The sequence below is a fragment of the Pseudomonas sp. LBUM1676 genome, from assembly GCF_059695605.1.
The window spans coordinates 3,758,425-3,772,628 of sequence record NZ_CP166777.1 but is presented as its reverse complement, the minus strand read 5'-3'; the positions used below and the strand labels follow the sequence as shown (position 1 = coordinate 3,772,628).

10 protein-coding genes are annotated in these 14,204 nt (G+C 60.6%); 7 read left to right on the top strand and 3 right to left on the bottom strand.

Going from position 1 to position 14,204, the window contains the following annotated elements; translation table 11 throughout:
* Window positions 1-35 precede the first annotated feature (35 nt).
* Window positions 36-806, bottom strand: a complete 771-nt coding sequence (locus ACA041_RS17435) for a FadR/GntR family transcriptional regulator (RefSeq protein WP_497434555.1) — start codon at window positions 804-806, stop codon at window positions 36-38.
* 287 nt (window positions 807-1,093) lie between these two features.
* Complete coding sequence (locus tag ACA041_RS17430) at window positions 1,094-2,833, bottom strand: dipeptidase (protein ID WP_497434550.1); 1,740 nt, start codon at window positions 2,831-2,833, stop codon at window positions 1,094-1,096.
* 238 nt (window positions 2,834-3,071) lie between these two features.
* On the opposite strand from ACA041_RS17430, the gene ACA041_RS17425 reads away from it, so the two are divergent.
* The 4 genes from ACA041_RS17425 to ACA041_RS17410 all read left to right on the top strand — a co-directional run bounded on the left by ACA041_RS17425 (window position 3,072) and on the right by ACA041_RS17410 (window position 7,841).
* Window positions 3,072-4,169, top strand: a complete 1,098-nt coding sequence (locus ACA041_RS17425; protein WP_497434545.1) for a carboxynorspermidine decarboxylase — start codon at window positions 3,072-3,074, stop codon at window positions 4,167-4,169.
* 26 nt (window positions 4,170-4,195) lie between these two features.
* On the top strand, window positions 4,196-5,434 hold the full coding sequence (locus ACA041_RS17420) for a saccharopine dehydrogenase family protein (protein ID WP_497434541.1): 1,239 nt from the start codon (window positions 4,196-4,198) through the stop codon (window positions 5,432-5,434).
* A 353-nt stretch (window positions 5,435-5,787) separates the two neighbouring features.
* On the top strand, window positions 5,788-6,672 hold the full coding sequence (locus tag ACA041_RS17415; protein WP_497434536.1) for a manganese catalase family protein: 885 nt from the start codon (window positions 5,788-5,790) through the stop codon (window positions 6,670-6,672).
* Between the two features lie 239 nt (window positions 6,673-6,911).
* Window positions 6,912-7,841 (top strand): ZIP family metal transporter, encoded by a 930-nt coding sequence (locus ACA041_RS17410; protein WP_497434531.1) that lies wholly within the window; start codon window positions 6,912-6,914, stop codon window positions 7,839-7,841.
* On the opposite strand, the gene ACA041_RS17405 is transcribed toward ACA041_RS17410, so the two are convergent.
* On the bottom strand, window positions 7,810-8,745 hold the full coding sequence (locus tag ACA041_RS17405; protein ID WP_497434527.1) for a DMT family transporter: 936 nt from the start codon (window positions 8,743-8,745) through the stop codon (window positions 7,810-7,812). The genes ACA041_RS17410 and ACA041_RS17405 overlap by 32 nt on opposite strands.
* 99 nt (window positions 8,746-8,844) lie before the next feature.
* Here ACA041_RS17405 and ACA041_RS17400 point away from each other — a divergent pair, with 99 nt between their 5' ends.
* The 3 genes from ACA041_RS17400 (at window position 8,845) to ACA041_RS17390 (ending at window position 14,130) form a co-directional block, all read left to right on the top strand.
* Entirely contained in the window at window positions 8,845-9,714 is an 870-nt protein-coding gene (locus ACA041_RS17400; protein ID WP_497434523.1) for a LysR family transcriptional regulator, read from the top strand.
* Between the two features lie 263 nt (window positions 9,715-9,977).
* Window positions 9,978-12,677: an alpha-ketoglutarate dehydrogenase gene (mdeB, locus tag ACA041_RS17395; RefSeq protein ID WP_497434521.1), complete on the top strand. Its 2,700-nt coding sequence runs from the start codon at window positions 9,978-9,980 to the stop codon at window positions 12,675-12,677.
* Window positions 12,678-12,873: 196 nt separating this feature from the next.
* Window positions 12,874-14,130, top strand: a complete 1,257-nt coding sequence (locus tag ACA041_RS17390; RefSeq protein ID WP_497434519.1) for a hypothetical protein — start codon at window positions 12,874-12,876, stop codon at window positions 14,128-14,130.
* The last annotated feature ends 74 nt before the right edge of the window (window positions 14,131-14,204 follow it).

Sequence of the window (14,204 nt, the reverse complement as noted above, 5' to 3'; positions counted from 1 at the left end):
GTGGGCAGGCCTTTTATTGGAGGTCGCAGCGGACTTCAGTGGGTGTGATCGAACTCCAGTAAAAAGTGGCGGGTGACTTCACCTTCGAGGGCACTCATGTGGTGCTCGGCATCGCACATGTGTTCATGCATCAGTTTGCGCACGCTGTTTTCGTCCTCGGCTTGCAAGGCGTTCAGCAGGCGCTTGTGGTAGTCGAGGTTGGCGGCGTCGAACTGCTTGCGTTTGGGTTTGTAGGCTTTCTTCAACACCACCAGATCGCGCAGCAGGTCATTGAGAAATTGCGCCATGAACGCCAGCAGCGGGTTGGGACAGGCACGGGCCAGCAGGTTGTGGAACTCCAATTCCGCCAGGCGCTGTTCGCGCTGGCCGGCTTCGCTGTCTTCCGGCGCACTGCAGAAATCGACGTTGTCCTGCAGGGCTTTGAAGTCAGCCGCGCTGAGGCGGCCAATCACCGACACCGCCAGTTCCACTTCGATGACCTTGCGCAGCTGGTACACCTGCTCGCCGTCCAGGTGTTGGAAATGCAGGTAGTTGCGCAAGGCGCGGCTGGCCGGTTCGGTGCCGGCTTCATTCAGGTACGCGCCACCGCTGGGACCGGTGCGGGTGTTGACCAGACCTTCGACCTCAAGGGCCTTGAGCGCTTCACGCGCCGAGCCCTTGGAGCACTGGAAACTTTCCATCAGCTCGCGCTCGGTGGGCAAACGGTCGCCAGGGCGCAGCGCGTCAGTGACGATGGAGCGCTTGACCGACTCGACAATCACATCGGACAGCTTCTGGCGTTTGCGGCGGATCGGGCGACTGAGCATGTTTTTTGATTTATCCTATTAATGCGGATAAATAGCACTTAATAGGACGTGGAGGAGGGCGTCAATCGTCTGTGGGATGAGGTGTCGCTTTCGGTGTGTAAGGGTCGTAATTGGATAAAAGAGGTTCTGGACGTCAACGATAATGCGTGTTCCCTGAATTAACGCGTCGCCCTTGAGGCCTTCGCGAGCAAGCTTGCTCCTACAAAAGCACGGCGCTGCTCGGTATCACGACGGGACCAAGCCGATCAACGAGTTGGACCCGCCAGAACAGCGGGTCCGACAGGCCATCAGAGCTTCGGCAACTGCCCGATCCGCCCCAGCATCTCGGTCACGATCTGCAGGTCCAGCAGGAACTGGTCGACGGTCTTGAACTCGTTGTCGGTGTGGCCGGTGTACTTGAGCTCGGGCCTGGCCAGGCCGAACTGCACGCCATTGGGCAGTTCATGGACCGAGGTGGCGCCGGCCGAGGTGCCGTACTTGTGTTCCATGCCAAGGTTTTCACTGGCCACGGCCAGCAGCGCCTTGACCCATTCACCCTCGGGGTTGCGGTACATAGGCTCGGCGATCGAGTAGTCGAAGGTCGGCGCAATGTGGGTGTTCTTGCTCCAGGCGCCAAGCTTGCCGGCGATTTCGCTCTTGAGCGTTTCCGGCGACTTGCCCTTCGGCACTCGCAGGTTGACCGCGAGCTTGAAGGCTTTTTCGTCCATCCCGACATAGGTCAGGGAGGCGGTCAGCGGCCCCATGAAGGCATCGGAAAAGCCCACGCCCAGTTTGCCACCCAGATAGTCCAGACCCCAGTTGTCGGCGGCGTAACGGGCTGCGTCGGTGATGTGGTTGTGCTTGAGCGCGACTTTGCCCTCGAGGCTGTTGATGAAGTCCAGCATCCTGGCCACCGGGTTGACGCCGGATTCGGGCTCGGAGGAGTGGGCGGAAACGCCGGTGACCGTCAGCTGGACGTCCTTGCCAACGACCTTGGCGGTCACCTCGAAGTTGCCGCCATTGCGCTTGGCATAATCGGCACCGGCCTTCTGCAGGCTGGCGGCCAGTTCGGCGGGTTGGTCGGTCACCAGGGTGGCAACCGAGGTCGACGGAATCTGGTTGGTGGCCAGCCCGCCGGTCATTGAGGTGATTTCGGCACCTTTGCCTTCTGCGGCACGCCGGGTGAAGCTGGCCATGACGGTGCCATAACCTTTCTCGGCGATCACCACCGGATAACTGCCATCGAGTGCCAGGTTGTAGTTGGGCGTCGGGTTACGTTCGAAGTAGTAGGGGATGGCGTCGCCGGTGGTTTCCTCGGTGGTGTCCACCAGCAGCTTGAAATTCCTCGCCAGAGGCAGCTTCTCTTCCTTGATCACCTTCATGGCGTAGAGCGCCACCACGATGCCGTTCTTGTCATCCTCGGTGCCCCGACCGTACAGGCGGTCGCCGATCAGGGTGACCTTGAACGGATCGAGGCGGGTGCCGTCTTTCAGGACCCAGTTTTCCGGGGTCACGGGCACCACATCGGCATGCGCGTGGATGCCCACGACTTCGTCGCCACTGCCTTCCAGGGAGATTTCATAGACGCGGTTGTCGATGTTGCGAAAGTTCAGGTTGAACGCCTGGGCCAGGCCCTTGAGCTTGTCGGCGATCTTGATGAACTCGGGGTTGTCGTGCTGGGCAACGCCGTCCACGCGAAAGGTCGGGATGGCCACCAGCTCGCGCAGGGTCTCGTTGGCCGCGTTACCGTATTTCACCCGTGCATAAAGGCCCAGCAGGCGATGAATATCGTTCTGCTGTTCAGGGGTAAGGGTCTTGTTGTCGAGGAAGGTACTGATGGCTGCGCCGAGGTCGTCGGTTTTGGCAAGATCGCTCTTGGCCAGGCCTCCCAGGAACTGCCTGAAATCCGTGACCGAAGCGTCACTGAAGGTCTTGAGGATGGTCGCGCTCTGTTGCGGGGTGATATTGGCGTACGCTGGCGTGGTGAACGACGCAAGGCTGGCCAGTATCAGGGTGGTGGCGGCCAGGTGCTTGAGTGATAAATCCATGGCTGGGCATTCCTTTGCAGGCTGTTGGTGGGAAATGTTGGATCGATGTAACAGAACATTTCCAAAAATAACACCATTCGTCAGCTTGAGGGGCACCAGGCGCTGCATTTTCGATTCCACCGACCGGGTAGACGCCACTCGACAATCAGCAAACCAAGCATTCTGCTCTTTCGATATGTAATAAGTGAAGGCACAATGCGCATCCTTTTTTGGCTGGCCTTGCCGGAGGCGCCTCGAAATGATCAAAACGCCGTATTACCTCATCGATAAACAGAAACTGCTGGCAAACATGCAGAAGATCGCCTATGTGCGCGAACAGTCCGGGGCCAAGGCCCTGCTGGCACTCAAGTGCTTCGCCACCTGGTCGGTGTTCGACCTGATGCAGCAGTACATGGACGGCACCACCTCGTCGTCGCTCTACGAACTCAAGCTCGGTCGCCAGAAGTTCGCTGGCGAGACCCACGCCTACAGCGTGGCCTGGGCCGATGACGAGATCGAGGAGATGCTCGCCAACTGCGACAAGATCATCTTCAACTCCATCGGCCAGCTGCAGCGCTACACCGAAGCGTCGGCGGGCAAGGTTCGCGGTCTGCGGGTCAATCCGCAGGTGAGCAGTTCGGATTACCTGCTGGCCGATCCGGCGCGTCCGTTCAGTCGCCTGGGCGAGTGGGACCCGGTGAAGATCGAGCAGGTCATCGAGCAGATCTCCGGCTTCATGTTCCACAACAACTGCGAGAACGGCGACTTCGGCCTGTTCGACCAGATGCTGTGCACCATCGAAGAGCGATTCGGGCATCTGTTGCACAAGGTCGAGTGGGTCAGCCTCGGTGGCGGCATTCACTTCACCGGTGAAGGCTATGCGCTGGACGAGTTCTGCGCGCGCCTCAAGGCCTTCTCGCAGAAATACGGCGTGCAGGTCTACCTGGAGCCGGGCGAAGCCGCCATCACCCAGAGCGCGTCGCTGGAAGTCACCGTGCTCGACACCCTCTACAACGGCAAGCACCTGGCGGTCGTGGACAGCTCCATCGAAGCGCACATGCTCGACCTGCTGATCTATCGCCTCAATGCCAAGCTGGCCCCGAGCGCAGGCGACCACACCTACATGGTGTGCGGCAAATCCTGCCTGGCCGGCGACATTTTCGGCGAGTACCAATTTGATCGTCCGCTGGCAATCGGCGATCGGCTGTCGTTCATCGACGCCGCGGGTTACACCATGGTCAAGAAGAACTGGTTCAACGGCCTGAAAATGCCGTCCATCGTAGTGAAACAACTTGATGGTAGTGTCGAGGTGGTTCGCGAATTTGGTTACAACGACTACATGTCCAGCCTTTCGTAAGCTGGCGCAGAGGAGAGTTAGATAAATTGAAGAAGAACGTACTTATCATTGGTGCAGGAGGTGTCGCCAAGGTGGTGGCCCACAAGTGCGCGCAGCACAACGATGAACTCGGTCGTATTGCTATCGCGTCGCGCAACATCTCCAAATGCCAGGCCATCATCGACAGCGTCAAGGCCAAGGGCAGCCTCAAAGAGCCCGCTGAAATCACGGCCTTTGCGCTGGACGCCATGGATGTCGAAGCGACCAAGGCGCTGATCCGCGAAACCGGTTCGCAGATCGTCATCAACGTCGGCTCCAGCTTCCTCAACATGTCGGTGCTGCGTGCGTGCATCGATACCGGCGTGGCTTACCTGGACACCGCGATCCACGAAGAGCCGGGCAAGATCTGCGAGACACCGCCCTGGTACGGCAACTACGAGTGGAACCATCTGGCGGAGTGCAAAGAGAAGAACATCACCGCCATCCTCGGCGTGGGCTTCGACCCGGGTGTGGTCAACGCCTATGCGGCGCTGGCGCAACAACAGTATTTCGACCGCATTGATTCGATCGACATTCTCGACGTCAATGCCGGTTCCCATGGCAAATATTTCGCCACCAATTTCGACCCGGAAATCAACTTCCGCGAGTTCACCGGACAGGTGTGGAGCTGGCAGGACAGCCAGTGGACCAGCAACACCATGTTCGAAGTCAAGCGTACCGACGACCTGCCGGTGGTAGGGGCGCAGAACCTGTACCTGACCGGCCACGATGAAGTGCACTCGCTGTCGAAGAACCTCGACGTGCCCAACGTGCGATTCTGGATGAGCTTCGGCGAGCACTACATCAACGTGTTCACCGTGCTCAGGAACCTCGGCCTGCTCTCCGAGCAACCGGTCAAGACTGCCGAAGGCCTGGAAGTGGTGCCGCTGAAAGTGGTCAAGGCCGTGCTGCCCGATCCGAGCTCGCTGGCACCCGGCTACACCGGCAAGACCTGCATCGGCGATTTGGTCAAGGGCACCAAGGATGGCCAGCCGCGCGAGGTGTTCATCTACAACGTGGCCGACCATGAAGACGCCTTCGCGGAAACCGACAGCCAGGGCATTTCCTATACCGCTGGCGTGCCGCCGGTGGCAGCCGCCCTGCTGGTCGCCCGTGGCGAGTGGGACGTACAGCGTATGGTCAACGTCGAAGAGCTGCCGGCCGAGCCGTTCCTCAAGGCGCTGGATGTGATGGGCCTGCCGACCCGCATCAAGGACGAGCATGGCGATCGTCCGCTGGAGCTGTAACGCCTGACACTCCCTCCCGATACAAGGTGCGCCAGGGCAGGCGCATCTTGCTATTCACTTTGGCATCCCTTGCGAGAATCTCTGATCTGCTGACACCGTTCCGGGGCTGTTGGCGGCACGCGTTTGCGCTGTGCGATATAGAAAGTGAAGGGCTCCCGGAAGTTTGTAATCGCAGGGCATACCGCCGACGACTGGCGGCAATTTTTCGTATTGATCGCTGTTCAATACCGCCTGTCGCGACTCAAAAATCTTTTTCAAATTTTCAATCGGGCAATCGCTTCAGATAACTGTGGGCGGCGCATTCGGTCGACACCGGATGAGTAGCGACGCCTTTAGACCTGAGGAGATTCGTCATGTTTCTACATAACAAACGACTTCAATACACCGTGCGCGTGGCCCAACCCAATCCTGGGTTGGCCAACCTGTTACTCGAGCAATTCGGCGGGGCACAAGGCGAGTTGGCAGCGGCGTCCAGATACTTCACCCAGGCACTGGCCGAAGATGATCCGGGAAGAAAGGATCTGCTGATGGACATCGCCACCGAAGAACTCAGTCACCTGGAGATCGTCGGCTCGATTATCGTCATGCTCAACAAAGGCGCCAAAGGCCGGATGGCCGAAGGCGTGGAGGAGGAGGGCGAGCTGTATCGTGCGATCAACGGTGCCGGCAACGACTCGCACATCACCAGCCTGTTGTACGGGGCCGGTGCGCCCCTCACCAACTCCGCCGGCGTGCCATGGTCGGCCGCCTATGTCGACACCATCGGCGAGCCCACCGCGGATATGCGCTCCAACATCGCGGCCGAAGCGCGGGCGAAAATCGTCTACGAACGCTTGATGAATATCACCGATGATCCCGGCGTCAAGGAAGCCCTGGGGTTTCTCATGACGCGCGAGATCGCCCACCAGCTGTCCTTTGAAAAGGCCTTGCACTCGATCCAGCCGAACTTCCCGCAAGGCAAGCTGCCCGGCATGCCCGAGTTCACGAACGTCTACTTCAATCTGTCCCAGGGCGAAGAAAGCACCCGCGGGCCGTGGAACCAGGGCGACGATTGGGAATACGTGGAAGAACCGATGCCAGCCGTCGACGGTGGCGATGGCACCGCCAGTGTCGAGCTGAGCGCCGAGGACGACGCGCTGCTGATGGACATGAAAGCCCGCACCATGTCCGACCCCGACAGCGATCCGCTGACGGGTGCGGACCTGGGCGCGGGTGTCCAGTTGAAGCAGCAAGCATGACGCTGTTCACCGCACGCTGTTGAGGCGTGCGGTGACTTTCTGTTACTAAGTGACTATGGGGTGAATGACATGGCTTCGAATTTCAATAGGGCATCCGGGGACAGCTCCCTGGACCTGTCCGGTTTGTTCAGCGCCACGGCGAAGGCATTCGAACGCGACGCACAGCGCATATCAAGGCAGTTGCTACCGATGACTTCAGGGGCAGGCCGCAAGCGGTCGAACAGTCGATAGGAGGTTGTATGGCAGATCCAGCGTCGTCCGGTGCCAATGCATCGCGCACATGGTTTGAGCAGATTCGCAGTGGAAATTGGCAGAGCGCCTGTTTCTGGTTGATCCTGGCCATCGTCACAGGCCTGTTGCTGTTCAGCGGCTATAGCGCGCTGACCGGCGCAAACACCGAGGTCCTGCGCTTTGCGATGCTGGGCGGCACTGCCGGTTTCGCGGCGACCGCCCTGGGCGCCGCGCTGGCGCTGGTGTTGCGTGAAGTGGCTGTGCGTACCCAGGACATGATGCTCGGCTTTGCCGCCGGGATGATGCTGGCGGCCAGTTCCTTCTCGCTGATTCTCCCCGGCATTGCCGCTGCACAGTCCATCACTGACAACCAGATGGTCGCTGCCGCTGTCGTCGTGTTCGGGATGGCACTGGGCGTGGCGCTGATGGTCGGCCTGGATCGCTTTGTGCCCCATGAACACCAGAAGAGCGGAAGGCGAGGGCCCGAGGTTGAACGGATCAACCGGGTCTGGCTGTTTGTCCTGGCCATTACCCTGCACAACCTGCCCGAGGGCATGGCCATCGGCGTCAGCTTCGCCGATGGCGACATGACCGTGGGCCTGCCCCTGACGACGGCAATCGCAATACAGGACATCCCCGAAGGCCTTGCCATCGCGCTTGCGCTGCGGGTGACCGGGATATCGGCGCTGCGGGCCGCCCTGGTGGCCGTCGGTTCCGGCCTGATGGAACCCTTGGGCGCGGTGATCGGACTTGGGGTTTCTTCCGGGTTTGCCTTGGGCTATCCGATTGCCCTGGGGCTGGCGGCTGGCGCGATGATCTTCGTGGTCTCCCATGAAGTGATTCCCGAGACGCATCGCAACGGGCATGAAACGCCTGCCACGCTGGGGTTGATGATGGGGTTTGGGGTCATGATGTTTTTGGATACTGCCTTGGGTTAGTCGATCCGCCATTGCATGCACGGGGGACCATCCCCAGCAGTGGCAATCCGAAAAGGGTCAACGCGACTCCCACCATGGCACTGCTGCCCAACGGATCGCCGAACTGCAGCCATGCCCAGATCATGGTCACCGGCGGTGTCAGGAACAGGGCGCCACTGATGCGCTGAATGCTGAAACGCTGCAGGCACAGCCAGTAAAATCCGTAGCCACCCAGCGTTGCAAAGACCACCAGCCATACCACGCCCCCGGCAAAGCCGGCACTGGCGGGTGGCCTTATTTCACCTTCCAGCGCCGCCAGCCCGGCAAACACCGGGACCACGGCACAGACCTGGATGAACAGCGCCGTCAGGCCGGACATCGAGGCCCCGGGCCGTGCTTTCTGGAACAACGTAGCCGCCGCCAGGGACAGGACTGCCAGCAGTGGCAAGCCATAAACCCGCAGATCAGTGGCACCCCATTCGACGCTGGCCGCGCTGGCCACCAGCATGCCGGTCAGACACAGCGCCAGCCCCAACCACTGCCAGCCGCGCGTGCGCTGCCCGGGCACGCTGCCGGCCAACACCACGATCGACAGTGGCAACAGATTGGCGATAAGCGAGGCAGTGCCTGGCGCCACTCCCAGCTGAATGGAGGCGGCGATCGGTCCGATATAGCCGCCAATTGCGAACAGCCCCAACAGCCCCTGATGCAACAGATCGCGGCCGCGCAAGGCGCGCAATCCCTTCCAGGCGAAGGGCAGCAACACGACTGCCGCCAGGATGAAGCGCCATAGGGTAGCCAGGTAAACGCTGCCCTGATCGGCCACATACCGGTAGCCGATAAAACCGGAACTCCAGCTGACGACCATGGCCAACAACAGCAAGCCGCTGGTCAACAGCGATAAGCGGGGGTGTTTGACGTTCATCGAATCGCACCTGACAGTGGGCTCAGTTCGATGGTATGAATGAAGCGCTGATGCAATCAAACGATACGATCAGCACCACTGGTGCAGGATTTCTGAATCATGTCCGAGACGATTGATATTGAGCTGCTGCGCACCTTTCATGCGATCGTGCGCTTTGGGCAATTCCTGGCGGCCTCGAGCTTTTTGAACAAAAGCCCGTCGGCGGTCAGTCTGCATGTGCGGCGCCTGGAGGCCCTGGCCGGGGGACGTTTGCTGGAGCGGGATAACCAGACCGTCAACCTGACGCCGCTGGGCCGTCGCTTCGCCCTGCAAAGCGCCGAGCTGCTGTTGCTTCACGACCGAATGCTCGCCAGCTTTGCCGCACCGGTCGCCAGTGGCCGCGTCAGGCTGGGCATTTCCGAGGAGTACGCCGGGGCGGTACTGGGGTGTACGCTGCCTCATCTCACGGCGGATTTTCCCTACATTGAACTGGAGGTCGAAACCGGCTCCAGTGGGCGCTTGAACGCTCGCCTGCAGCGGGGGCAACTGGACATGGCGCTGCTGGTGGAGCCGGTTGAGGTGATTGCGCCCGATGCGCGCTGCATCAAGACCTTGGGCGTCACCCAACCCGTTTGGGTGGCCGCCCACGACTACCGGCTGGATCTCGCCAAACCGGTGCCTTTGGCTTTGCATGGCAAGGGCTGCCCCTACCGAAGTGTGGCGGTCGACGCGCTGACCCGACTGGGCCGGCGCTGGCGGGTGGTTATTATGAGCGCCGGGGTAACCGCACTGGAAACCGCCATCGAGGCTGGATTGGCCGTCGGCATCGTCGACCGCGCCCAAGTACGACCAGGCATGCGCGTGTTGACCACGGCAGACGGGTTGCCTGAACTGCCGGTGCATGAACTGCGCCTGATGCTGGCCCCGGGGGAGCTGAGTGAAGCGGGTGGGGTGTTGGTGGGGTTGATCGGGCACGGTTTCCAGCTCTGATGCGCTGTAAGCGCATCCCAAACATCCGATTTCGCCATGGAATCCCTGCGGGAGCGAGCCTGCTCGCGAAAGCGGTGTGACGGGCGAAAAAATTGCATTGCAAGCGTGCGACGTCTCCTCGTCCATGTCATGACTATTCTTTTACTGGATCAACTATCCAAACAGGATCCGTCGTTGTCGCGGTAGAGCAAGTCTGAAGCGTCGTCCGAGTGAGCCCATCGCGCCACCTTTGAAGCGTTACCCGACATTCGCAGGAGATGCCCATGAATCCGTCCGATCTTCACGCCCAATTGCCGGGCCAGACAACCGAAGACGCTCAAGAAATCGCTGAATGGCGTGACGCTTTGCAATCTGTCATCGCCCATGGCGGCAAGGCACAGGCAAAGCAAATCCTGGACATGCTGGTGACCGTGGCAAGCGGTTCGGACCTCGGCTGGCGGCCCCGCCATGGCACTGCTTACATCAACACCATCAGCGTTGAGCAGCAACCAGTGTTCCCCGGAGACCTGGCGATCGAAGAGCGTCTGGCATCGATCATGCGCTGGAACGCCCTGGCGATGGTAGCCAGGGCCAATCACGCCTATGGCGAATTGGGCGGACACATCGCCAGTTACGCGAGCGCCGCGGACCTGTTTGAAGTGGGCTTCAATCACTTCTTCAAGGCGCGCACCGACACCTCTGGCGGTGATCTGGTGTTCTACCAGCCGCACTCGGCGCCAGGCGTCTATGCCCGGGCCTTTCTCGAAGGACGCCTGGAAGAAAAGGATCTGCAGCACTATCGGCAAGAGATTGGTGCGCGCGCCAATGGCGCCCGGGAGTTGTCGAGTTATCCGCACCCCTGGTTGATGCCGGACTTCTGGCAGTTCCCGACCGGCTCCATGGGGATTGGTCCGATCAGTTCGATTTACCAGGCTCGCTTTATGCGCTATCTGGAGCACCGCGGCCTGCAAGACACCTCCGGGCGCACCGTCTGGGGCGTGTTTGGCGACGGTGAAATGGATGAGCCGGAAAGCATGTCGGCACTGACCCTGGCGGCGCGTGAAGGGTTGGATAATCTGGTCTGGGTGATCAACTGCAACCTTCAGCGCCTGGACGGTCCGGTCCGGGGCAACGGGCGCATCATCGATGAGCTGGAGGCGCTGTTCGGCGGTGCGGGCTGGAATGTTATCAAACTGGTCTGGGGCTCCGACTGGGACGGACTGTTTGCCCGGGATAAAGACGGCGCGTTGGTCCAGGCCTTGTCCAGCACTGTCGATGGCCAGTTTCAAACATTCGCGGCCAAGGATGGGCGCTTTAATCGCGATTATTTCTTCGGCCAGAACGAGGCGTTGGCGCAGTTGGCCCAAGGCCTGACCGACGAGCAGATCGACCACCTCAAGCGCGGTGGGCACGACATGGTCAAGATCTTTGCCGCGTATCAAAGCGCAATGCTTGAGGGCAAGAAGCCCACGGTGATCCTGGCGCAGACCAAGAAAGGCTTCGGCATGGGGGAGGCCGGGCAGGGCAGGATGACCGTCCACCAGCAGAAGAAACTCGATAACGAGGCATTGCTCGCGTTCCGCAACCGTTTCAACCTACCGTTGACCGATGAGCAGGCGATCTCGCTGAGTTTTTTCAAGCCCGAGCAAGACAGTTCCGAAATGCGCTACCTGCATGAACGCCGCCGTGCACTGGGCGGGTACATGCCTTCGCGGCCTGCCACCTCAGCGTCATTGACTGTGCCCGATGTACACAGCTACGCCGGGTTTGCCATCGCCGCCGAAGGTAAGGAAATGTCCACCACCATGGCCTTCGTGCGGATGCTCAGCGGTTTGCTGCGGGACAAGCGACTGGGGCCGCGAATCGTGCCAATTGTGGCGGATGAGGCGCGCACTTTCGGCATGGCCAGCCTGTTCAAGCAGATCGGTATCTATTCCAGCGTGGGGCAGGGCTATGAACCGGAGGACATCGGTTCGATCCTCAGTTATCGGGAAGCCCTGGACGGGCAGATTCTCGAAGAAGGCATCAGCGAGGCCGGTGCCATCAGTTCCTGGGTGGCCGCCGCGACCAGCTATTCGGTGCATGGCCTGCCGATGCTGCCGCTTTACATCTACTACTCGATGTTCGGTTTCCAGCGCATTGGCGATCTGATCTGGGCGGCGGCGGACCAAAGAGCCCGCGGGTTTCTGCTTGGCGCCACTGCGGGACGCACGACGCTGGGTGGCGAAGGGCTGCAGCACCAGGACGGCAACAGCCACCTGTTGGCGTCGATGGTGCCCAACTGCCGCGCCTACGATCCGGCGTTCGCCGGTGAGTTCGCGGTGATCCTGGATCACGGCATGCGTCAGATGCTGCAACGTCAGGTGGACGAGTTTTATTACGTCACCCTGATGAACGAAAACTACCCGCAGCCCAACCTGCCCGAAGGCGTCGAACAGGCGATCATAAAGGGCATGTATCTGTTCGTCCGGCATGAAGTCGAGGATGCCTGTGGCACAGTCCAACTGTTGGGTTCCGGCGCCATCCTGCGCGAAGTGATTGCCGCCGCGCAGTTGTTGGCCAGCGATTGGGGCGTTGCCAGCCAGGTCTGGAGCGTTACCAGCTTCACCGAGTTGGCCCGTGATGCCCGTGAAGTGGAACGTTGGAATCGCCTGCATCCCGGACAACCTGCGCGATGCAGTCATGTTCAGGAATGCCTCGACGACTCGGCGCCGGTCATCGCCTGTACCGATTACGTGCGCGCCTTGCCCCAGCTGGTCTCAAGCTATCTCGAGGCTCGTTACACCGTTCTCGGCACCGACGGATTTGGCCGCAGCGATACCCGCAGTCAGCTGCGCAAGTTCTTCGAAGTGGACCGCTACCAGATCGTCTTGAGTGCACTGACTTCACTGGTATACGAGGGGCGTCTCGACGCCAGCGTCTGTGCCGAAGCCATTGAACGCTATGCCATTGACGTTGACGCAGTGGCCCCTTGGGACGCTTGACACCGGGCTGCTGACAAAGTCTACATGTCAGGAAACGGTTATGAAGAATGGTCTTGTGCAAGGTACTTAGGCGGTAGTTGGCCAAGTGGCCGACCGTCACATCTGGAGGCAGTTTGACAGGTATTTAGCGGCGGCGATTTTGGGCTTAATAAGTCCCTCAAGTGGGGGATGCCCCGAAATCAAGCAAGGAAGAAATATGAACGTTAACCAAGAACACATCTGCCGCAGGGATTCCCTGTTCGGGACGCAAGGCCAGGTCGAGATCCAGTTTCCCGGAATCGAGGCGAGTGGTGCCTATGCATTGGTCTCACCCTGCGAAGACCAACTGATTGTCGCTGCGCGTATCGGCGTGGCAGGGCGTCATCAGGTGGCGTTGGCCGGGCTTTCAGCTGATGGTGTGCTTGACCGCGACTATGGCGACGGTGGTTTCGTCATGGCGCCACTGGGTGCGGGCCATGCGGCGGTGCCGGTTGCCCTGATCGCCCTTCGCGGGTCCGGAGCCTGCGTGCTGTTGGCCGAGGATCGCAGCGCAGACGTCAGCTGTCCGGTGCTTACCCGTATCGGTCGGGACGGTCACATCGATCATGACTTCGGTGAGGGGGGCAAGGCCGTCATTCGCTTACCGGGCGCCTCGGGAAATGATGAGCCTTACGGCGTGATCGAATTACCGGACGGCAAGCTGATGATCGCGGCGACCCGATTCGACGAAAACGGCGACCCCAGCGGGCTGTTGATCCGTTTGCATGCCGACGGCGAGCTGGACACCAGTTTCCAGGGGTGCGGCTATCGTCTGTTGACCCTGGCGGGCGAGCCGCAGATCTGGATCGAAGGTTTGATGCTGCAGGCCGACGGCAAGCTGGTGGTGTGGGGCGCGACCGATGATGATGGTCTGTTCGCACGTCTGCATGAGGATGGCTGTCTGGACGACCGATTCGGTACCGGCGGTTTTGTCCTTGTCGGCGGGGAGGATGCCGGCAGCCAGTGGCGTGGCCTGGAGTTGTACCACGTCATCGAAACCGCCACGGGCAGCCTGCTCGGTTTCGGCGCTACCAATGACCGGCCTTATCAAAGCGTGGTGATCGGCCTGACCGGGCGCGGCTGCCCGGACCCGTCATTCAATGAAGGGCGCGCCTTGTTCGTTCCTGCGAGCAGTCATGGCAGCCGCTGGATCTGGGGTGACGTGCAGGACGACGGTACTATCGCCGCCAGTGGCCTGACCGGGGTGCCTTATGCCGGGGATGAAACCCGTTTTCTGGTGGGGCGCTTCCTGCCCGAAGGCAAGCTCGATCCTGCGTTCGGTTGCGGTACCGGCCTCAAGATGACCAATGTAGATGAAGGGCCGGACATTACCCGCTGTTCGGTCCTGCAATCAGGCCGCCGGCTGGTACTGGGCGGGACTTCGGACAACCCGGGTCCAGTGGAAAAAACCTACCTGGTACGCTACTTCATTTGATCCTTTCGGCGCGGCTGTCTGATTGAGCCGCGCCACCCTTCCTGTCTTGCGTCCGCTTGGCCTAGGGTGCCCGG